We start from the raw sequence: 19,816 nt of genomic DNA, 5'->3' as shown, positions 1-19,816 counted from the left end.
TCCGGGCCCGTGCGGATGCACGGGCTTTTCCTTTCGTCCCGTTCCTCGTTATAGTGAGATGTATGGGTGACATGAGTCAGAGAGAACATTTCGTCCCGCCCGAAGGCGGACGTGAGGTATATACCACCAAGGCCGTACCGGTGGGATCCCTCGTGATAGGAGGCGGCGCCCCGCTCGTGGTCCAGACCATGTGGAAGGGGCCTCTCACCCCTGAGACGGTGTCCACGATCGTTGAGGAACTCGAGCGGCTCTCGAAGATGGGGTGCGGGCTCATGCGCTTCGCCGTGCCCGACATGACAGCAGCGGAGGTGGTGGGCCGCATCGCCGAGCGAAGTCTCATGCCGGTAGTGGCCGACATCCACTTCGACTGGCGTCTCGCGCTCAGGGTCATGGATTTCCCCGTGGCCAAGGTACGGATCAACCCGGGTAACATCGGGGCCCGATGGAAGGTCGAAGAAGTGGTGAGAAAGGCCGAGGAGAAGGGAGTCGCCATACGAGTGGGGGTCAATTCCGGATCCCTCCCGAAACACCTTCGTCATGATCCCGATGTGGCGGCTGCCCTGGTGAAGGCGGCGGAGGAAGAGCTCGAGATCCTCGGTTCTCTTGGGTTTGAGAGGGTCATCGTTTCGCTCAAGGCGTCCGATATAGAAACCACGGTGCGTGCGAACAGGGTCTTCGCACAGAGATACGAGATTCCCCTCCATCTGGGCGTCACCGAGGCGGGACCGCTCATTCCCGGTATCGTGAAGTCCACGGCGGCCCTCGTACCCCTGCTTTCGGAGGGGATAGGCGATACCATCCGCGTCTCCCTCTCGGATTCGTGCGAGAAAGAGGTACTCGTGGGGATGGAGATCGCACGGGCGAGCGGTCGCAGGAATACGGGCGTGAATCTCGTCTCTTGTCCTCGATGTAGCAGGTACAGCTTCGACGTGATGGGCTTCATCGAGCGAGTGTACCCCTACCTGCTCTCGATAGAGCGTCCGATCACGGTCGCGGTGATGGGGTGTGTGGTGAACGGACCCGGCGAAGCCCGGTATGCCGATCTGGCCATCACTGGAACCGGTCGAGGTATTTTTCTCTATAGGAAGGGAGAGAAGATCCGAGAGGTTGCTCCCGATGAGGCAGTCGATGCGTTTCTCGAAGAAATTCAGCATCTCCTTTAGCCTCTTCTTGTGCCTCTCCTCGCTGTCCGCCCAGGAAGAGGTGCCGAGCTGGGTGATGTACGAACGCGCACGTGATCTCGCGCAGGAAGGCCGGATCGCCGAAGCCATCGTCCTCCTTGAAGAGGCCATCGACAGGGAAATCACCTTCCCCGAGGCCGAGTACGAGCTGGGGCGGCTGTTCTTCCGGGAAGGGGAGTTCACCCTCGCCGAACGGCATCTCCTCAAAGCCCTCGCGCAGAGACAGTACCTTGCGGTGGAGGCATCGTTCTATCCCATCGCCTACACCCTCGCCGAGGTCTATCTCGAAGAGCGAAAGTATCACGAATTCGAGGAGACTCTCTTCACCTATATCCTCTCGGAGGATGAGTCCTACATCGGCGAACGCAACCGGAAGAACCGGGAGGTGTGGACCACGACCCTCAAGGAGAAAGGGCTCGATCGCTTGCTCGTGCTCTATCGCTGTCCTGAGAACGCCTCCTACCGGGCCCATCTCCTGCTCTCCGAGTTCTATGGAGAGAACGGACGTATGGACAAAGCCCTCGAGCACGCCACGGTCGGAGTGATGATGGTGGTCACCACCCTTGTCGATACCATACGTGAAGAGGACTACCTCTACATCTTCTCGTCGATGGAGGCACTGTGGAGGAAGATCCAACAGGAAGATCTCTTCCTCTCCTATCTCGAGGATCGCGAGATCTACCGCCTCCTCTACTGGCTCGCCAACGCCCTCTATGGCCTGGCTCACCGGGAGGAGGCGGTGAAGTGGTGGTCGTTCGTCGCCGCCCGGGCGCCCGAGGGGCGATGGAAGTACCTCGCCTTCAGTCAGCTCAGGGAGCCCCGGGTGGCTCCGCCGGAGGAAGGCGTGCGCTAGGAGGATGTCATGGAAGGGGTCTACGTGGGTACGTCCGGCTGGACCTATCGCCACTGGGCGGGTCTCTTCTATCCCGAGGACCTTCCTTCCTCTCAGCTCCTCGAATTCTACAGCAGACATTTCTGTACGGTGGAGATAAACTCCTCGTTCTATCATCTCCCCCGAGAGAACACCTGCAGGAACTGGGCGGGGAGGGTTCCCGAGGGGTTCCTCTTTTCCATGAAGGCGAGTCGGTTGATCACGCATCTGCGGAAGCTCGGAGACGTGGAGGAGGAAGTCGAGCGGTTCCTCTCCCGTGCGGCCCTCCTGGGTGACCGACTGGGTGTGGTGCTCTTCCAGCTTCCTCCTTCTCTCCATAAGGACCTCGATCGGCTCGAACGATTCTTCCGTCTGCTCCCGCGGGGCTTCAGGTACGCGATCGAAGTGCGACACGAGTCCTGGTTCGATCAGGATGTCTACGATCTCTTTTCTTCCTACGGGGTCTCCTTCTGCATCTTCCACTTTCATCCCCTTCACGCCCCTTGGGTGGTCACCTCGCCTACGGTCTATGTGAGACTCCACGGGGCACTTGGCCGTTATCGGGGATCATATTCGGACGAGTACCTCGCTGAACTTGCAGAGAAGATGGCGACATGGCGCGGCGAGGGGAGGGATGTCTTCTGCTACTTCGACAACGATGCGGAAGGACATGCACTCCACGATGCGAGACGACTCATGGGTTTCCTCGACGCCTCCTGAGCGATGTCTCACCTTGAAACCTCCGTGGTTTGTCCGTACAGTAGCGTGGGTATGGATAAGATCATCATCAAGGGTGCTCGTGAACACAATCTGAAGAACATCGACCTCGAGCTTCCCCGCAACAAGCTCATCGTCATCTCTGGGCTGTCAGGTTCGGGGAAATCATCCCTCGCCTTCGATACCATCTACGCCGAAGGACAGCGTCGTTACGTGGAGTCCCTCTCCGCGTACGCCCGTCAATTCCTCGGCCGCATGGACAAGCCTGATGTGGACTACATAGAGGGGCTCTCCCCCGCCATCTCCATAGAACAGAAGACCACCCAGCGGAATCCGCGTTCCACCGTGGGCACTGTGACGGAGATCTACGACTACTTCCGTCTCCTCTTCGCCCGGATAGGGGTGCCCCACTGTCCGCAGTGCGGTAGGGAGATCCAGGAACAATCGCTCGACCAGATACTCGAGCAGGTACTCCGCATCCCCGAGGGTACGCGAATCATGGTCCTCTCCCCGGTCGTGAGAGGCAAGAAGGGAGAACACGTCCGGATCCTGGAGGATGCCCGGAAGGCCGGTTTCGTGCGGGTGCGGGTCGACGGACAGGTTCGTGTCCTGGACGAGGAGATCAAGCTCGAGAAGAATCAGAAGCACGATATCGACATGGTGGTCGATCGTATCGTCATGTCGCCCAACGTGAGACGACGGCTCGCCGAGGCGGTGGAGACCGCCCTCGAGCTCAGTGGGGGTATGTGTGTAGTGGTGGAGATGCCGGAGGGGGGTGAGGAACGTGAGCACCTCTTCTCCCAGAAGCATGCCTGTCCCGTGTGCGGGGTGAGCATGCCCGATCTGGAACCCCGGCTCTTCTCCTTCAACAGCCCGTACGGGGCCTGTCCCGCGTGTTCAGGACTTGGGGTGACCATGGAGTTCGATCCCGACCTCATCGTCCCCGATCCCTCCCTTTCGTTCAACGAAGGGGGTATAGCCCCGTACAGTCCTGACTCCAACTGGCAGCGAAGCCGTTTCGAAGCATTCCTGAGTGAATACGGGGTGGACCTCGACACGCCCATCGCGGAGTATCCCGAGGAGGTGAGAGAAGCCCTCTTCTACGGGTCCGATCGGGAGGTGGAGGTGCACTACAGGAATCGCAAGGGGACCGGCAGGTTCGACTACCGCACGAAGTTCCCCGGCATCCTCGAGGATCTCAAGCGGCGTTACATGGAGACTACCTCGGAGGAGATAAAGGAGTGGCTCGAGGGGTTCATGCGGCAGAAGCCTTGTGAGGAATGCAAGGGCGCACGTCTCAAGCCGGAGGCCCTCGCCGTCACCGTGGGGGGGAAGAACATCCACGAGGTCTCCTGTATGTCGGTGGAAGAGGCCCTGGAGTTCTTTCTCACCCTCAGGGAACGGATATCAGAGACCGAGTATCAGATCGCCCGGCTCATCCTCAAGGAGATCACGAGCAGGCTGAATTTCATGAAGAACGTGGGGCTCGAGTACCTCACACTCGAGCGCAGGGCCTCCACCCTCTCCGGCGGTGAGGCTCAGCGCATCCGCCTCGCCACCCAGATAGGGTCTTCCCTCGTGGGCGTGCTCTACGTCCTCGACGAGCCTACCATAGGCCTCCATCAACGCGATAACCAGAGGCTCATCGACACCCTCAAACACCTCAGGGATCTCGGGAATACCCTCATCGTGGTGGAGCACGATGAGCAGACACTTAGAACGGCCGACTACATCGTGGATCTCGGTCCCGGTGCCGGTATGCATGGGGGAAAGGTGGTGGCGCAGGGAACCGTGGAGGAGGTGACCGCGGTCCCGGAGAGTCTCACCGGCCAGTATCTCGCCGGAACCCTAAAGATCGAAGTGCCCTCCTCCAGGAGAGAGGGCAACGGGAATGCCCTCGTGCTCAAGGGTGCAAAGGAGCACAACCTCAAGAACATCACGGTACGCTTCCCCCTCGGTATGTTCGTGGTCATCACGGGCGTATCCGGTTCAGGCAAGTCCACACTGCTCAACGATATACTTTATCCCGCGGTCCACAACCGGCTCCACCGTACCCACTGGCCCGAAGGCGCGCACGAAGGCATCGAGGGCCTGGAGCACATCGACAAGCTCATCAACATAGATCAGAGTCCCATAGGCCGCACGCCCCGATCGAACCCCGCTACCTATGTGGGGCTTTTCACCCCCATACGGGAACTCTTCGCCTCACTTCCCGAATCTCGTGCCCGCGGATACAAGCCCGGCAGGTTCTCCTTCAACGTCTCGGGGGGGAGGTGTGAGCACTGTAAAGGCGACGGCACCATCAAGATCGAGATGCACTTCCTGCCCGACGTGTACATCACGTGCGACGTCTGTCATGGAAAGCGATTCAACCGCGAGACGCTCGAGATTCGGTATCGGGGGAAGACCATCTACGACGTCCTCGAGATGACGGTGGAGGAGGCCTACGAGTTCTTCTCTCCCATCCCCCCGATCGAACGGAGGCTCAAGACGCTCCTTGATGTGGGACTCAGCTACATCAAGTTGGGCCAGCCCGCCACCACACTATCGGGAGGAGAGGCGCAGCGGGTGAAACTGGCCCTCGAACTCTCGCGGAGGAGCACGGGGCGTACCCTCTACCTCCTCGATGAACCGACCACCGGCCTCCATTTCGCCGATGTGAAGAAACTGCTCGATGTGCTCAACCGTCTGGTCGACATGGGGAACACGGTGGTGCTCATCGAACACAACCTTGACGTGATCAAACAGGCGGACTGGATCATCGATCTGGGGCCCGAGGGGGGAGAGAAGGGCGGGCGGATCGTCGTGGAAGGAAGGCCGGAAGACGTGGCCGCCTGCAGCGCCTCCTACACGGGACGATATCTGAAGGAGGTGCTCTCGCGGTGAGGGAGAGGCGAGTGCCGGAGCGGCGTGGTGTCCTGTTCGTACTCTGCTCCATGGTTCTCACGTTTCTTCCTGCTCAGGAAACCACTCCTCCTACGATCCCCCCTCCCGCCGTACAGTCCCTGGAGACAGACTCGCAGGGGTCTGCCGGTGAGCCCGATGACCTCCTCACACGCACCATCATCCAGGATATCGTGACGGCATCCTTCTTCGAACTCGCCGCCTGGTGCAGGAGACTCGGCCTCCCCGCCACCGGTGACAGGGAGACCCTCAAGGCCCGTCTCTTTTCCTACTACGGGATCACCCCTCCCGAGACCCCTCCTCCGGCCGGAAGACGCATCACCCTCTCCTCTGCCAGGGTCGCCCGCTACACCACACGCACCGAGGTGGACGAGGAATACGTGGAACTCGGTGGGGGGGTCGTCCTGGAGTTCTCCGATGATCAGGGGGAGCACACCATCATGGCCGACCTGGTCGTGTACAACGCGGCCCTCAAGACCCTTTCCGCCTACGGCAACGTGGGTTATGTGAAGAGACGGGCGGGAAAGGAGGTGGAGCGCTTCTCGGGGAACTTCCTCCTGGTGAAAGTGGAGGATGCGAGCGGCCTCTTTCTCTCGGGCACCTTCTCTCAGGAAAAGAAGATAGAGGATGAACCCCTCACCTTCGGTACGACCGCGGACGAGGCCTCCCGTTACATCGTGGGGGAGGACGAGGCTGTGATCTCCCGTGATGTGAGGATCTCCTCCTCCCGGGGGGATCCTCCCTATTACCAGCTCGCCGCTTCCCGCCTGTGGCTCTTCGGGCAGAGCGACTGGGCGGTGGAACATGCCGTCCTCAAGGTGGGGGAGATCCCGGTCCTCTACATCCCTTTCTTCTTCTATGCGGGTGACGAACTGGTGTTCCATCCCGTCTTCGGTATCGACGAAAGGAGGGGCACCTTTCTCCAGACCACCACTTATGTGGTCGGCCATAAACCGCTCTCCACCGAAGGCGCCTTCTCCTTCATGGCGCCCTCGGAAGATCAGTCGTTCAAGTATGTGCGCCACGGCCTTTTCATACACAGAATCCCTGTCGCCCCTTTGGGTGACCAAGAAGCGGATTCAGAGGAGGAGGCCGGTCTCCGGGAGGATCGGCTCAAACTCATGCTCGACTACTATACGGGACTGGGCCTGTTCGCCGGAATGGAAGGAAACTGGAAGTCCCTCGGTCCCCTCTCGGGGCTCGATCTCCAGATCGGCCTGGCGCGCAGCAGAACCCTCTTCCCCTCGGGAGACGGCTACACCCCCTATACCCTTGAAGAGGGAGAGGTGGTGAGCAGATGGGACGAGTCGTATTTCGGAAGCACGGAATTGCCTCTCAGATACCGTCTCTCCTCGGAAGGGAGGCTCAATATTCCTCGTGGGTCCCTTTCCTGGAAGATCATGGCCCTCTCGGACCCGTACGTGGCGCCCGACTTCCTCGACCGGAAGGAGGATATCGCCTGGAAACAGGTCTTCGGCTTCTCCGACGGAACCGATGCGGATACGACTCCTTCGGAAGAGCCCTCCATCTCGTGGCTCCTGAGGGGGAGCGTGAGTCCGGGCCTCTCTCTGGGCACCCTCTTCCGGTGGACCAGCGTGTCGCTTTCCAATACCCTCCTGTGGGGAGTGAAGAGCCGTTCCGACGTGCCCTCGACCTCCCCTGAACGGACCTACTTCTATCCCACCAGCCTGGTGCTCCCCTCCCTCTCCCTCTCCTTTTCCGGAACGCTCCTCTCGTATCCCGGCGGAGGACGCGCCAGCGAGACGTCTCCCGAACTGCCGGAGGGCTTCCTCCCGCCCTGGGAGACCGATGAGTCGGAGGAGACCTCGGAAGGACCGCCGGAAGGGCCGTTCGGGCAGTACCTCCTTCCTTCCCTCTTCGATGATCTTTCCCTCTCGTCCTCCCTCACCCCGCTCCGTCTCTCCTCGGCATACGCCATGACCCCTCAGTGGGTATCGACCTACTACTACCCCTCAGACATCGATTCCCCGGAAGATGTCGAGCTCTCGTCCCCCTCCTACGGGAAGCACAACCTGCGGTTCACCGACACCTTCACCAACACCGCCACCTTCTATGACGGGTTCGGGCAGCTTTCCGCGCAGACCACGTTTTCCGTGAATCGCTACTATCCCATGAGACTCGACGACGAGATGTCCGACGACACATGGGAGGGGATACGAGACCCCATCCTCAGGCAGAACGATCTCTATCTCGAACAGAGGGTGCAGGCCGTCTCCAAACCCTTCCTCCTCTTCCTCCCGCTCAAGGATTCCTCGATCTCCTATACCATCCGTGCAAGGATCGTCGACGAGGAGGTGACCGATATCTCACCAGACGGCCTCCCCCGCTACGACTACCACTTCGTGGAATGGGAGGATGACTACATAAAGGAACACAAGGTGCAGTCTTCGCTCGTCCTCTCGGTGCTCGGGACGAGGCACACCCTCTCCGCCTCCTATGTGCTCCCTCCTCTCGACGAGGAGGTGTCGTTCGGACTGTCCGACACCATGGGACCGTGGACCCAGACCACCGCACTCAATTACCAGAGGGGGGACGGGGATTCCTGGGAGTTCGAGTCCCTCTCCTTCACCCAGAAACTCTCGTTCCTGGAAAACAACCTCCAGTTCACGGAGAACCTCAAGCTCGTTCCGGACGAAGACGATGCGTCGAGGATCAGGCCCGAGCAGCATGTGCTCACGGCGAAACTGTACCCCCTCACCATTCAGGCGACCTGGCTCCACACCTATCCCTATACCTTCGGTGGATACGGGGTGGGGTGGATCCGGGAGGACGAAAAGGAGTTCCTCCTCTCGAAGGTGAGTGCGAGACTCGGCTACACCTCTCCCGATACCTATCTCTGGAAGAACCGCATGGGAATCAGGGCGACCACGAGCTCCACCTACACCATCACACCCATTCGGGTCACCGACTCGAGGTGGGATCTCTCCTTCGGGTTGTCCTTCTTCATCCAGGAGTTCGTGGAGGTCTCGCTCTCCTCCGTATCGGTCAACAGGGCCGCCTATCGGTACATCCCCGGACTCCCGGAGAAGGTGGGGCTCGAGTGGGTCAACCCCCTCGTGGACATCGCCCGGTCGTTCAATTTCTTTTCGGTCGACGACCGGGAGGAGGCGCTCTTCAAGCTGCAGAGCCTCGATCTCTCGGTGACCCATCACCTGAGCGACTGGTACCTCTCGTTCTCGTATTCGGGTGAACCGGCCACCCGAACCACGGATGCAGGGATACTCGAGACGTACTGGGACTCCAGCTTTTCGCTCACACTCGCCTGGAAACCCATCCCCGAGATAGAGACGAATCTCGACTACGAGGACGCGGCGTTCCAGTTCTAGAGGAGGGGCGGCGGTTTCTCTTGAGGAAGGTCTTTCAGTAGTGGAATTCACTGTCGCCGATGAACTCCCTGAGGATGGAACGCCCGGGGACGTGTTGGGAGGAGATGGGAAGGAAGTTTTCCAGGAATCCGAGGAGACGGATCGCCTCGGCGTATTCCCGATGGTACGGCTTTATGGTCCTCAGGAGGGGTTCGGCGAAGACCTTGAGTACGCCGAGCTCGTAATCGAGTGCCGAGTTGAAGAGGATGTCGGCCTCCTCCTGGAAGGGGAAGATGTGCCGTTCCTCACCCCTGCGGACCGAGGGCCACATCTGGATGGTCTCGAGGGCGGTCTTTCCCCTGAACCGGGCGTCCCTCACCATACGCCGGATGAGGCGGTTGTCCGTGGTGGGAATGCGGTTGTGGTCGTCGAGGTTGAGTTGGGTGAGGGCGGAGACGTAGATCTTGTACTTCTGTTCCCTCGGAATCTGGGAGGTGAGTGCCTCGTTGAGGCCGTGGATGCCCTCTATGACGACGATTCCCTTTTCAGGAAGGGTGATGGTCCGCTCCGTATGCAGGGAGCGTCCTGTCTTGAAGTTGAAGAGGCGTTCCCGTATGGATCCGCCTTCGAAGAGGGCGACCAGATCACGGTTGAGGACTTCTATATCGAGGGCTTCGAGTGCCTCGAAATCGTAGTTTCCCTCCTCGTCCAGGGGGGTCTCCTCCCGAGGTCTGAAGTAGTTGTCGAGGCTTATGGCGAGGGGGCGGAGTCCGAAGACTTTGAGATACATGGAGAGCTTCTTTGCAAACGTGGTCTTGCCCGAAGAGGAGGGGCCCGCCACGAGCACGAGTTTGATCCGGGGTGCCTCGGCGGCGATACGGGAGGCGATCTGGGAGATCCGTTGCTCGTGGAGGGCCTCGGCGATCTGGATGAATTCGCGTTCCTTCCTCGCCTCGACGAGGGTGTTCAGGTCGCCCACCGAGGCCACGGAGAGGGTCCGTCCCCACTCCTTGTATTCACGGTAGACCTGGAAGAGCTTGAGGGGAGGTGCGTAGGACTCGGGTACGGGCTGTTCGGGATGTCGGGGAAACCTGAGGACGAAACCGGGGGGGAAGTGCTGAAGGCGGAAACCGTTGAGCAGGCCGGTGCGGGGTACCAGGGGGATGGTGGCGAGGTCGCAGTAGGTATCGCAGAAGAAGACGGGGATCTTGTTCTCGTTCTTGAACGTGAGAAGCTTGACGGTCTGCATCTGGTCCCTTCCTTGGAACTCCCAGATGGCGTCCTGATAGGAGAGGACCTTCCGTTGTATGGGGATGTCGCTGCGGATGAGATCCTGCATCTCCTCCTGGAGGAGGGCCACCTCTCTCGGGGTGACATCCTCGCGGTCCCTGAGGGTGTAGAAGTATCCGTCGCCCAGGGAGTGTCCTATGATGAGTCTGAGGCCTCTCCTGTGGGCAGCCATGGCGAGGAGGAAGCAGAGGCTCGCGCGGTATATGATCATGCCTTCGGGCTGATCGAAGGTGACGGGCTCTATGCTGCTGTTGAACTCGAGCTTGTAGGTGAGGCTGGTGAGCTCGTTGTTGACGCGTGCCGCCACGGGATGGATGTCCGGGAGGTGGGTCTTCAAGAGGTCTCCTACCCGGGTGCCGTAGGGGACTTCCAGTACGTGGCCGTTCGGAAGCATGACGCGGATCTCGTTCATGGGGCCTCCCGTATGGGTGTATCGCGACAGGGTCCTCACACTCAGTGTAGTGCGGTTTCGCGGGGTTTCGCAAGCGCTCAGGGGCGTGCGGGGGGATGGACCGGGTCTTTCGTATGAGGGCCATGTAGAGAGGTCCGGCTCCTCGTGAGGTGTCGGGGAGGATGTGAAAGCCGTAGCGGGTCGGCTCAAGGGTGAGGGTAGGGAGGGATGCGGGGAGCGGGGGCGGGTCCCGGACGATCTCGAGGGCGTTCCCGCGTCGTGTGACGAGTTTCTCCACCACGCCGTCGTTCTCCTGAGGGGTGAGGGCGCAGGTGGCGTAGACGAGGAGGCCGCCGGGGGCGAGGGCGAGGAAGGCGGAGGAGAGAAGGGCGAACTGGGTGTGTGTGAGGTTGCGGATGCGGGCGGGGGTCCAGCGGGAGAGGTGGGAAGGGGAGGAGAGGAGGTGGGCCTCGGAGGAGCAGGGAACGTCCGCCAGGATGCGGTCGTAGGCCTCGGGCTCGTGGATGCCCCAGGTCCGTCCGTCCCTCCCGGCGACGCGGATGGGGGCGAGGAGGTGTGTGGGCAGGTGCAGGGTGAGTACCTGTTTGAGCCGGGCTCTCCTGGAGGAGGAGTACTCGTTGGCCACGAGGAGCCCACGGCCCTTGAGGGCGAGGGCGAGGAGGAGGGTCTTCCCTCCGGGGGCGGCGCAGAGGTCGAGGACGCGATGGCCCGGTTCGGGGGCGAGGAGGGTGGGGGGGTAGAGGGAGGCGGGGTCGAGGTGATAGGGAACGAGGAGCCCCTCGGAGAGGGTATGGTAGGGTGATTCCATCCTCATCGAGGCCACGAGACCATCCCACCGTTCCCCGAAGAGCGATCGATAGTACTCGTGGAAGCCCTCTTCTCCCTTGGGTTTCTTGCCTATCTTCTTCATACCACACCAAGAGTAGTATATTTCCCGAAGAATGAAAATCTTCCGCCTTGATACGTTGATCCGTTATTTCTATTATGAGACCAAACAGACCCGAGGAGGAGTACATGGATCTGCGTGAACTGGAGAGGAAAGCCAGGATGTATATTCAGCTCGAGACCGGGGAGGAGTTCAGGAGAGAAGTAGAGGAACTCCTCGAGAGAGAGGACTGGGAAGCGCTCAACGACCGTTTCTTCGCCGACCTCGAATTCGGAACAGGGGGGATGCGTGGAATCATCGGGGGAGGATTCTTTCGCATGAATCCTCTCATGGTGCGCAGGGCCACCCAGGGCCTCGCCAACTACATCCTCTCCCAGGGGGTGAAGGATCCATCCGCAGCCATCGCCTACGACTCGAGACGATACTCCCGCGTGTTCGCCCGTGAAGCGGCGCTCGTGCTCTGCGGCAACGGGATAAAGACCTACCTTTTCGAGGACCTGAGGCCCACGCCGGAGCTGTCCTTCACGGTTCGCCATCTCGGCACCACCGCCGGTATCGTGATCACGGCGAGTCACAACCCTCCCCAGTATAACGGATACAAGGTCTACTGGTCGGATGGGGGGCAAGTGGTGCCTCCACACGACAAGGGGATCATAGAGGAAGTCCGGAAGGTGATCTCCGAGATCAGGTCGATGCCGGAAGAGGAAGCCCTTGCCCGAGGACTGCTCACCTACATCGGGGAGGACGTGGATCGGGCTTACTTCGACGCCGTGAGACGACAGGTGATCCGTCCCGACCTCTTCGAGGAACACGGAGGAGAGGTCTCGGTGGTCTACACCCCTCTCCATGGTACCGGGAGGATGCCGGTGGAGACCGTGTTGAGAGGGTTCGGGATCGACGTCTTCACCGTGCCCGAACAGGCCGATCCTGACGGGGACTTCCCTACGGTGGAGTACCCCAATCCCGAGGAGGCCTCGGCTCTGGAACTGGCGCTCTCGTACGCGCGGAAACGGAAGGCCGACGTGGTGATGGCCACGGACCCCGATTCCGACCGACTCGGCATCGCCGTTCCCGACGGACACGACTATGTCCTCATCACGGGGAACCAGCTCGGCGCGTTGTTGGCCGACTACATCTTCTCTTCGAAAAAAGAGATGGGTTCCCTTCCCGAGCGGCCTGCCTTCGTCAAGAGCATCGTCACCACCAATCTTCAGCGGAAGATCGTCGAATCGTACGGCGTGGAGTGCCATGAGGTGCTCACCGGATTCAAGTACTTCGCCGCCAAGATACGCGAGTTCGAGGAGAAGGGCGGTCCCCAGTACGTCTTCGGTACCGAGGAGAGCTACGGATTCCTCGTCGGGACCGATGTGAGGGACAAGGACGCCGTCTCCGCCTCGATCCTCACCGTCGAGATGACCCTCTACCACAGGGTTCAGGGGAAGACGCTCCTGCAGAGGCTGGAGGAACTCTACAGGCAACACGGCTACTTCGAAGAGATCCTCACCACGAAGACGTTCCCCGGTGAAAAAGGCATTCAGGTCATGAGAGGGATCATGGAACGACTCCGCACCGATCCTCCTCTCGCCTTCGGTGACCTCAAGGTGGTGGAGATACGCGACTACCTGGACGGCACCACCCTCTACCTCCCCTTGGGAGAGCGGAAGAAGAACATCGATCTCCCCTCATCCAACGTGCTCCAGTTCGTGCTCGAGGACGGAAGTGTGGTGAGCGCTCGCCCGAGCGGTACGGAGCCCAAGATCAAGTTCTATGCCTCCTGCACCTCGCCGGTGAAGGACTCGCTGGAAGAGGCGAAGCGGGAGGTCAAGGAGAAACTGGAGGTCGTCCAACGGCAGATCGACGGGTGGATCCCCGCATAGTGTCGAGGGGGCCCCTAGGAGAGGGGCCTCCTCTCCGCGGCGGACTTTATCTCCCTGATGAGCTCTCGGATCCCGGCTTCGTCGAGTCTGCCGTCCGAGAGCTTCTGGTTCTGGAGCGAGAGCCACCGTTCTTCCATCTCGTAGAGTTCGTCCGCGATCGTACCTCTCCAGATGAGGAGGGCGAGTTCTTCCGGGACTTCCTGGTATGAGAGGAAACGCTCGGCCGTGGTGAGTGCGAGATACCATCGGATATCATCGATCGCCACATCGTGTTCCTGGAGTAGCCTGTGGATATCCATGTGTCGGATGGTAGGGAAGGAGACCCTGCATGTCAACCTCGACTGATCCTGGAAGAGATCCCGTATCGATCGATTGGCGCAAGGAGGTGGTGGTGGCCTTCGATCTCGAGACCACCGGGCTCGATCCTGTGCGCCATTCGGTGGTGGAGATCGCGTGCGTGAAGTTCCAGGGCGGAGAACCCCGTGCCTTCTTCTCCCTGCTCGTGAAGCCTCCCCATCCCATTCCTGCCGAGGTGACGAAGATCCACGGGATCGGCGATCAGGATGTGGAGGAAGCACCTCCCCTCCCGTCCGTGCTTCCCATGCTCGAGTCCTTCGTGGGGACGCACCTCCTGGTGGCCCACAACGCTCCCTTCGACCTCTCTTTCCTGAGAATAGAATACGCCCGTTGTGGACGTCCCTATCCTGGGTTCCGCGCCATCGACACCCGGCTCCTTGCCAGGAGCGTCCTCCCTCATCTGGGCAGGTACAGCCTCGCATCCCTCACCCGAGCCCTGGATATCCCCCTGCAGCAGCATCACAGGGCATTGAGTGACGCATGGGCCTGCGGGGATCTCTTCTACGCCCTGGCAGAGCGCTCGTCCGGAGAGGGGTCCCTCCCGCTCGAAGGGATACTGGTCGGTTAGAGCTTGCCGAGTATCTTGAGCATGTAGAGTTCGAGGTATTCGCGGAAGGCCTCTTTCTCCTTGATGCGTTCGAAGGCCTTGTTCTCCGAGAGGGTCTGGGCCATGGTCCGGATCTGCTCCTTGGTCGGGGGCCTTCTCCTGTTGAGAATACGCATCTTCCGCAGGAAGTCCTTCGCGAAATTGTTCACATCCTCCACGAGGATCTCCTTCGACTCTTCGTCGATGAGCGGATTCCACCGCTCGATGAGTGACTCGAGCGCTTCGTCGATCCGCATGCCGGGCGGGAGGAATGCCTTCGTCAACTCCTGGATCCTCGCACGGAATTGATGGGGGGTATACGGCTGCGAGGCGGGGGTGGGCGGAGGGAGAGACGCCTCGCCGCGGTCGGTCGGGACCGGAGGGGCTTTCTGTCGGGGAGGTGCGGAGGAAGGTGAGAGGACCAGTAAGGATTTCTTCTTCTTGTGGGGACGGGCCGGCTTTCCCAGGAAGAGACGCTTGAGGAATCTGATGATGGTGCTCACCACCGGTATCACCTTCCAGAAGGGGAGCATGAGTCTTGCGTCCTTCAGGAGCTTCTCCCGGTCGAGGTCGAGGATTTCGGGGAGCGGCCTGAGACGCCGGTTCCGTTCGTCGAAGATCTTCTGGAGCTCACCCTTCTGAGCGGCAGGGAGGTCGGTTCCCTCCCATGCCAGATAGAGGAGGTGGAACTGGAGGAAGCCCGGAAACACGGGGTCTTTCCTCGCCACACGCTCCCTCACGTCGCGTGCGAATTCCTCGTCGTCGAACATCTCGGGGAGCTCTTCGTCCTTCTTGAGGAAGAGGTACCACTGGTTGGTGTATTCCCTCTTCAGCTCCATGGAGAGGAGGAATCGCCGTTCCTCGAACACGGGGAGCAGGAGTTCCCTCCTGATGTAGTAGTCCTGGTCGTCGGCTCCCTTGAGCTTCACGAGAGGGGGGAGGGAGAGGGGGTCGGGTGCCGTGGAATGCTCCTTCACATGGTCCACGATGTCGTTCCTCTCACAGAACTTGAGGAGCGGGATCCCTCGATCGTCCGTGAAGGAGAGGATCTCCCCCAGCGTGAACGCGTAGGGCCGCTTCTTGAGTTGACGCTCGAGGATCTGGAGGGCTCGTTCCTTCTCCTTCTTCTTCCTCACCTTGCTTTTGTAGTAGAGCAGGAAATAGGTGAGAAGATAGGCGGCGTGGCAGTAGGAAGTCTCCACCTCCTGTCGATCCTTTTTCGAGATGATGTCCTTGTAGAGGAAATTGGCGAGCTGGTTCCAGAAGTAGTACACGGTGTCGGAGGGTTCCCGTATCTCTCTGAGTGTCTGATCGGTCCGCGTGAGGGCCGCATGGAGCATGTTCCTGAGCATGGTTTCGTTCTGGCGGAAGAAGGGCCGTATCTTCTGGAGGAGGTAGGCCGAGTTCCGTTCATTGGTGAGGTAGGCACGCAGTTTGATGACGCAGAGCTCACAGAGCTTCTGAAGCAGGATCCTCTCGGTGATGACCACGACGGGGAGACCGTCCGGGAACGTGAGACGTATGAGCGTGTTTCCCTCGCCCGTCTCCTCGTGGCGTTCGAACCAGTGGAGGAAATCGTCCTTTACCGAGAGGGTGAGGAAGAAACGTTCAGAGAGGGATATACCGAGAAGCCCGGTGTCGGGGAACGGGAGATCCTGTGTGAGGGACATCTCCTGATAGTGGGCCTCGATACGCTCGTAATAGGGCGAGAGATAGTAGAGCATGTTGATCGTACCGTGGGGATCTGCATCGACGATCAGCATCCCCTCCCGTTCGAGCGGTTTCGCGAGCCGGACGACCTCCCGGGAGAGGGATTCCAGCGAGGTGAGAGCGGAGAAGGACGGGAATTCGTCTCTGTTCCTCTGGGCCTCCCGGATGGCGTAGGCCGCGAAGTGGTTGAAGGGGATCTCGGTATGCCGGAATCTGCTAAAGTAGGCCTCCACGAGCCGCCTGAACTCGTCTGTCTGTCGTTTCCCTTCCTCTGTGCTCATGGAATAATAGTATCCTGCTTTTCCTTGTCTTGCAAGGAAGAATGTTGACAAAACCCGAGATCACCACTTACACTCTAAGTGAGATGAAGAGCAGAGACTGGGGTGTGCTAGTGTTCTCGGTCGTCTTGCTGCTGGCGGGGTGTGTCTCTGGACAGGATGCTCCTGTCTCTCCATCCCCCACGTCGACCCCTCCTGTCGTCGTGGAAGAAGAAGTGGTTTCCGAGTCGGAAGGGACGATAGAAGTCTCCCAGGAAGTGTATGAACGTACCTTCGTCGAGATCGAGGCATTCCTCGAGGAACTCACCCTCATCATCCAGAAGCGTGATTTCGAAGCCTGGAGGAGCTACCTCTCCCAGGAGTACATCGCGAGGGTGAGTGATCCCTCGTATCTCGCCAGGGTCTCGGAAGAGCCGAAACTCAAGAAGAGAGGGGTGGTACTCCGTACGCTCGAGGACTACTTTCAGCAGGTGGTGGTGCCGAGCCGGTCGCGTGTGCGGCTGGACAAAATAGAGTTCGTGACCAAGGATATAGTGAAGGCCTATATGGTGATCAACGAAACCCCCTATCTCCTCTACAGACTCAGGCGGGAGGAGGGGGGATGGAAAATCTATTAACGAGGAGTACGGCATGAAACGAAAAGGGGTGTTTCTGGCGGTATGTGTGTTCTCCGCTCTCCTCCTGCACGGTCAGGAGGCAGGGGGTGACGAGGCGACGATCGAGGAATACTATCTCAGTCAGGATATTGAGCTCAGACTCATACAGGATGAAGCCTTCTCCAACAGCGAGGAACTCAAACTCCTGGCCCTCAGGAACCTCGAGCGAATGGTGGACGAAGGCCGGATGAGCGACGAGGATGCCGCATTTGCGATCCTCGAAACCCTTGCCACCGAGACCATTTCGCGAGAGGTGAGGGTGGGAAACCGAAAGGTGAACAATTTCCCCGAGGTGAGACGGCAGGCCTGCAACCTCCTTGGTCGTATAGGCGGAGAAAAGGCCAAGGATTCCCTCCTGACGGTGGTATTGAAGGAAGAGGAACCCATGGTCGTGGCCGAGGCGGTCTACGCACTCGGGAGGATAGGTCTCAACGAGAACGAAGAGGTGACGAATGTGCTCGCGTACAGGCTCCATCAGGAGAACATCAAGCCCGTTCCCGACAACAATCTCGCGTTCTCCACCCTCCTCTCCATCGAGAAGCTCGCCCAGGCCAATGACGGGGTCACGAACCCCGAACTCATCAACGCCATCGGGGAAGTGATCACCCAAGGCAATTACGTGAGGATGGTCAAGCTCAAAGCCCTTGCTGTTCTGGAGGAGCTGCGGAGGATCGCGGTGGAAAGGAAGCGATAGGCCACGACCATGTGCAAGGTCCTCCAGGCCCTCCCTGCGGGGAGGGCCTCTTTTGCATAGGAGCGCACTAGAGATGGAAGAACTTCTCGAGGTGGAGTTCCTTCTTGAGTCCGAAGTGGAGATAGAAGAAGAACCATGAGAGCGGAAGGGTGATCGCATCCACGATGAGTGCCCAGTCAAGTATCCTCGGGACGGCGAGATACCGGTTGGTGATGAGATTGATGGCGGTAGTCACGAAGGCCACGATCACGAGGATAGTTCCCAGGACCAGGTATCCATAGTGTTTCCCCTTGATGATGAAGGCGGTGAGACCGAGGAGCGCAAGGGCGCTCACCACTATGAGCGGAAGGCCGAGACTGAGCGCCCATGAGAGTGTCCCGTCGTCGAGAAGATCCAGTACGAGGAGAAACGCAGAAGCGGCTACCGGGATGGATCCTGAAAAAAGCAGCGGTCTCCTGTGGAGTGCCGCGGCCGAGAGGGTGAGGGACCAGACGAAGAGAATGGAGACCAGAGGATAACGAGACCAGGTGATCCCCTCGTTCAAGATGAGATCCACCGCCGCCACCACCATACTCGCCATGAGGGAGAACACCGTCACCAGTGGCAGGACGATGGGAGCAGTGTCTGAGGCGGGAAGAGGCTCAGCGTTGGGGGAAGTAGGGCGTATCCCTTCCTCGGGAGGTGCGCTGCTCTCGGAGAACGACCTTCCGCAGAGAGGACAGGTGTCCCTGTCCTCTCTCGTCACGATCCCACAGGAGCTACATCGTTTCACGAGCGATAATCCTCCTGGACATTGGTCTCTATGCTCACGGGGAGTCCCCTCTCCGTGAGCCATCGGAAGAACACCCGCTCCACCATCGGTTCATGGATGAGCCTTCCGAAACTCAAGGACACTGTGTTTCCATAGGTGACCACCCCGGCACAGACCTTCATGATGGGATCGGGAGGAGGGTAGAAGTCGAAGCGTTCGATGTACGGTTGCATCTCCTCGGGAACCTGCACCACGCCGAGATTGGAGAGGCTGCTCGTGGCTCTCCTGTCTCCCATGATCTCGTACATCCTGCTGAGCACGAGGTCCTTGAGAAACACCGGTACGAATCGGGCGAAGGGATTCCGTTCTCCTCCTACGTTCCTTTTTATCTGTGGAGCGAGGGCCTTCTTGGTGCTCTCCATCTTCATGAAATGAGTGACGTAGGTGAGGATCTCCTCGAAGTCGTACTCACCCAACCGAGGATCGATCCTGGGGAACATGAGGAGGAAGAAGTTGCGCATTGTCTTGGAGGGAAAGAGGCGCCTTAGGTTGACGGGAATCTGAATGATGATGGGTTTCGATCCCTTGGCCTTGCCCTCCTGGATGATCGTATAAAACGACAGGAAGTAGAGGGCGGTGAGGAAAGCGGTGACCGTGGTGTGGTATGATCGTGCGAGTTCTCTGAGCCCATCGGAGGGGACGAGCCCTGTGGTGATATAGTAACGACCGGGAGGTATGAGGTGCCCCGGAACGTGGAAGGCTCGGGGAGGAATCGAGGAACTCGGAACTCCGGCCTGATAGTGTCGTGCGAAACTGTCTTCGATCTCTTCCGGATGTGGTACGGAGAAAGGAGAAAGCAGGTGAGGGGATGATGGAATGGACAGCCCCTCCTCTATGGAAAGATAGGATGCCATGAGGGTCTTGAGGAACTCGAGGGCGCCCATTCCATCGGTGAGTGCGTGGGCCACCTCGAGGGCGATCCTCTCATGGGAGAGACGGATGCGGAGGGGGATCCCGGGAGTCCTCGTGGGGTCCCACATGCAAGGATACTCCGGATCGCGTTCGATGGGCGGGAGGTAAGGGATCCGATCGAAGTAATACCAGAAGAATCCCCTTCGGATCCTGACCTGAAAGTAGGGGAATCTGTGCAGAGTGAGGCGGAGGGCTTCGCGTATGGATTCATAGACCACTGGTTTCTTCAGCGTGGCGGAGATCCGGAATACGGTGGTCTTCCTCCTGCCTGTGATCGGAGGGAAAATTTTTGCCGCATTGTCCAGAGGAAACCAGTCTCGTTCAGGCTTCACGTCGTTCATCTGTGGC

The 19,816-nt window shown here is 59.7% G+C and carries 14 protein-coding genes and 1 pseudogene; 9 read left to right on the top strand and 6 right to left on the bottom strand.

Translation table 11 applies throughout. The annotated features are described in order from the left end of the window. The first annotated feature begins 62 nt into the window (after positions 1 to 62). From ispG to SPITH_RS06310, 5 genes are read left to right on the top strand one after another with little or no spacing between them, the layout of a single operon-like run. On the top strand, positions 63 to 1,163 hold the full coding sequence (gene ispG, locus SPITH_RS06330) for a flavodoxin-dependent (E)-4-hydroxy-3-methylbut-2-enyl-diphosphate synthase (RefSeq protein WP_014624852.1): 1,101 nt from the start codon (positions 63 to 65) through the stop codon (positions 1,161 to 1,163). After that, positions 1,129 to 2,034: a tetratricopeptide repeat protein gene (locus SPITH_RS06325; RefSeq protein WP_245523346.1), complete on the top strand. Its 906-nt coding sequence runs from the start codon at positions 1,129 to 1,131 to the stop codon at positions 2,032 to 2,034. Before ispG ends, SPITH_RS06325 begins: the two co-directional genes overlap by 35 nt. A 9-nt stretch (positions 2,035 to 2,043) precedes the next feature. Further along, on the top strand, positions 2,044 to 2,772 hold the full coding sequence (locus tag SPITH_RS06320) for a DUF72 domain-containing protein (protein ID WP_014624850.1): 729 nt from the start codon (positions 2,044 to 2,046) through the stop codon (positions 2,770 to 2,772). A gap of 51 nt (positions 2,773 to 2,823) precedes the next feature. After that, positions 2,824 to 5,655: an excinuclease ABC subunit UvrA gene (uvrA, locus tag SPITH_RS06315; RefSeq protein ID WP_014624849.1), complete on the top strand. Its 2,832-nt coding sequence runs from the start codon at positions 2,824 to 2,826 to the stop codon at positions 5,653 to 5,655. Continuing rightward, on the top strand, positions 5,652 to 9,020 hold the full coding sequence (locus SPITH_RS06310; protein WP_014624848.1) for an LPS-assembly protein LptD: 3,369 nt from the start codon (positions 5,652 to 5,654) through the stop codon (positions 9,018 to 9,020). Before uvrA ends, SPITH_RS06310 begins: the two co-directional genes overlap by 4 nt. A 34-nt stretch (positions 9,021 to 9,054) precedes the next feature. On the opposite strand, the gene SPITH_RS06305 is transcribed toward SPITH_RS06310, so the two are convergent. After that, the gene (locus SPITH_RS06305) at positions 9,055 to 10,701 is read right to left on the bottom strand and encodes a nucleoside kinase (protein WP_014624847.1); all 1,647 of its coding nucleotides are present in this window, start codon (positions 10,699 to 10,701) and stop codon (positions 9,055 to 9,057) included. Between the two features lie 304 nt (positions 10,702 to 11,005). Next, positions 11,006 to 11,509: pseudogene (locus SPITH_RS12920) on the bottom strand (RsmB/NOP family class I SAM-dependent RNA methyltransferase); the annotation flags it as partial. A 206-nt stretch (positions 11,510 to 11,715) separates the two neighbouring features. On the opposite strand from SPITH_RS12920, the gene SPITH_RS06295 reads away from it, so the two are divergent. Then, on the top strand, positions 11,716 to 13,464 hold the full coding sequence (locus SPITH_RS06295) for a phospho-sugar mutase (RefSeq protein WP_014624846.1): 1,749 nt from the start codon (positions 11,716 to 11,718) through the stop codon (positions 13,462 to 13,464). A gap of 14 nt (positions 13,465 to 13,478) precedes the next feature. Here SPITH_RS06295 and SPITH_RS06290 read toward each other — a convergent pair whose 3' ends face one another. Then, positions 13,479 to 13,763 (bottom strand): hypothetical protein, encoded by a 285-nt coding sequence (locus SPITH_RS06290; RefSeq protein WP_014624845.1) that lies wholly within the window; start codon positions 13,761 to 13,763, stop codon positions 13,479 to 13,481. A gap of 29 nt (positions 13,764 to 13,792) precedes the next feature. Between SPITH_RS06290 and SPITH_RS06285 the strand changes: the two genes are divergently transcribed. Beyond that, entirely contained in the window at positions 13,793 to 14,389 is a 597-nt protein-coding gene (locus tag SPITH_RS06285; RefSeq protein WP_014624844.1) for a 3'-5' exonuclease, read from the top strand. On the opposite strand, the gene SPITH_RS06280 is transcribed toward SPITH_RS06285, so the two are convergent. Continuing rightward, entirely contained in the window at positions 14,386 to 16,398 is a 2,013-nt protein-coding gene (locus SPITH_RS06280) for a hypothetical protein (RefSeq protein WP_014624843.1), read from the bottom strand. The genes SPITH_RS06285 and SPITH_RS06280 overlap by 4 nt on opposite strands. A gap of 83 nt (positions 16,399 to 16,481) precedes the next feature. Here SPITH_RS06280 and SPITH_RS06275 point away from each other — a divergent pair, with 83 nt between their 5' ends. Together SPITH_RS06275 and SPITH_RS06270 are read left to right on the top strand one after the other, a co-directional pair. Then, complete coding sequence (locus SPITH_RS06275) at positions 16,482 to 17,012, top strand: hypothetical protein (RefSeq protein ID WP_245523345.1); 531 nt, start codon at positions 16,482 to 16,484, stop codon at positions 17,010 to 17,012. A gap of 13 nt (positions 17,013 to 17,025) precedes the next feature. After that, on the top strand, positions 17,026 to 17,745 hold the full coding sequence (locus SPITH_RS06270) for a HEAT repeat domain-containing protein (RefSeq protein ID WP_014624841.1): 720 nt from the start codon (positions 17,026 to 17,028) through the stop codon (positions 17,743 to 17,745). A 67-nt stretch (positions 17,746 to 17,812) separates the two neighbouring features. On the opposite strand, the gene SPITH_RS06265 is transcribed toward SPITH_RS06270, so the two are convergent. Together SPITH_RS06265 and SPITH_RS06260 are read right to left on the bottom strand one after the other, a co-directional pair. Next, positions 17,813 to 18,517, bottom strand: a complete 705-nt coding sequence (locus tag SPITH_RS06265; RefSeq protein ID WP_014624840.1) for a DUF6320 domain-containing protein — start codon at positions 18,515 to 18,517, stop codon at positions 17,813 to 17,815. Beyond that, positions 18,514 to 19,809: a condensation domain-containing protein gene (locus tag SPITH_RS06260; protein WP_014624839.1), complete on the bottom strand. Its 1,296-nt coding sequence runs from the start codon at positions 19,807 to 19,809 to the stop codon at positions 18,514 to 18,516. The genes SPITH_RS06265 and SPITH_RS06260 overlap by 4 nt, the downstream gene beginning before the upstream one ends. Positions 19,810 to 19,816: the final 7 nt, after the last annotated feature.

Source organism: Spirochaeta thermophila DSM 6578 (assembly GCF_000184345.1).
GTDB lineage: Bacteria > Spirochaetota > Spirochaetia > Winmispirales > Winmispiraceae > Winmispira > Winmispira thermophila.
Note: the sequence above shows the minus strand (reverse complement) of the source record. Positions and strands in the feature narration are given on the sequence as shown.

Bases quoted from the DNA above. Each gene is read 5' to 3' on its own strand.
- SPITH_RS06260 (WP_014624839.1), bottom strand. From the start codon at position 19,809: ATGAACGACGTGAAGCCTGAACGAGACTGGTTTCCTCTGGACAATGCG.
- SPITH_RS06275 (WP_245523345.1), top strand. From the start codon at position 16,482: ATGAAGAGCAGAGACTGGGGTGTGCTAGTGTTCTCGGTCGTCTTGCTG.
- SPITH_RS06280 (WP_014624843.1), bottom strand. From the start codon at position 16,398: ATGAGCACAGAGGAAGGGAAACGACAGACAGACGAGTTCAGGCGGCTC.
- SPITH_RS06295 (WP_014624846.1), top strand. From the start codon at position 11,716: ATGGATCTGCGTGAACTGGAGAGGAAAGCCAGGATGTATATTCAGCTC.
- ispG (WP_014624852.1), top strand. From the start codon at position 63: ATGGGTGACATGAGTCAGAGAGAACATTTCGTCCCGCCCGAAGGCGGA.
- SPITH_RS06285 (WP_014624844.1), top strand. From the start codon at position 13,793: ATGTCAACCTCGACTGATCCTGGAAGAGATCCCGTATCGATCGATTGG.
- SPITH_RS06270 (WP_014624841.1), top strand. From the start codon at position 17,026: ATGAAACGAAAAGGGGTGTTTCTGGCGGTATGTGTGTTCTCCGCTCTC.
- SPITH_RS06320 (WP_014624850.1), top strand. From the start codon at position 2,044: ATGGAAGGGGTCTACGTGGGTACGTCCGGCTGGACCTATCGCCACTGG.
- SPITH_RS06290 (WP_014624845.1), bottom strand. From the start codon at position 13,763: ATGGATATCCACAGGCTACTCCAGGAACACGATGTGGCGATCGATGAT.
- uvrA (WP_014624849.1), top strand. From the start codon at position 2,824: ATGGATAAGATCATCATCAAGGGTGCTCGTGAACACAATCTGAAGAAC.
- SPITH_RS06325 (WP_245523346.1), top strand. From the start codon at position 1,129: ATGCGTTTCTCGAAGAAATTCAGCATCTCCTTTAGCCTCTTCTTGTGC.
- SPITH_RS06305 (WP_014624847.1), bottom strand. From the start codon at position 10,701: ATGAACGAGATCCGCGTCATGCTTCCGAACGGCCACGTACTGGAAGTC.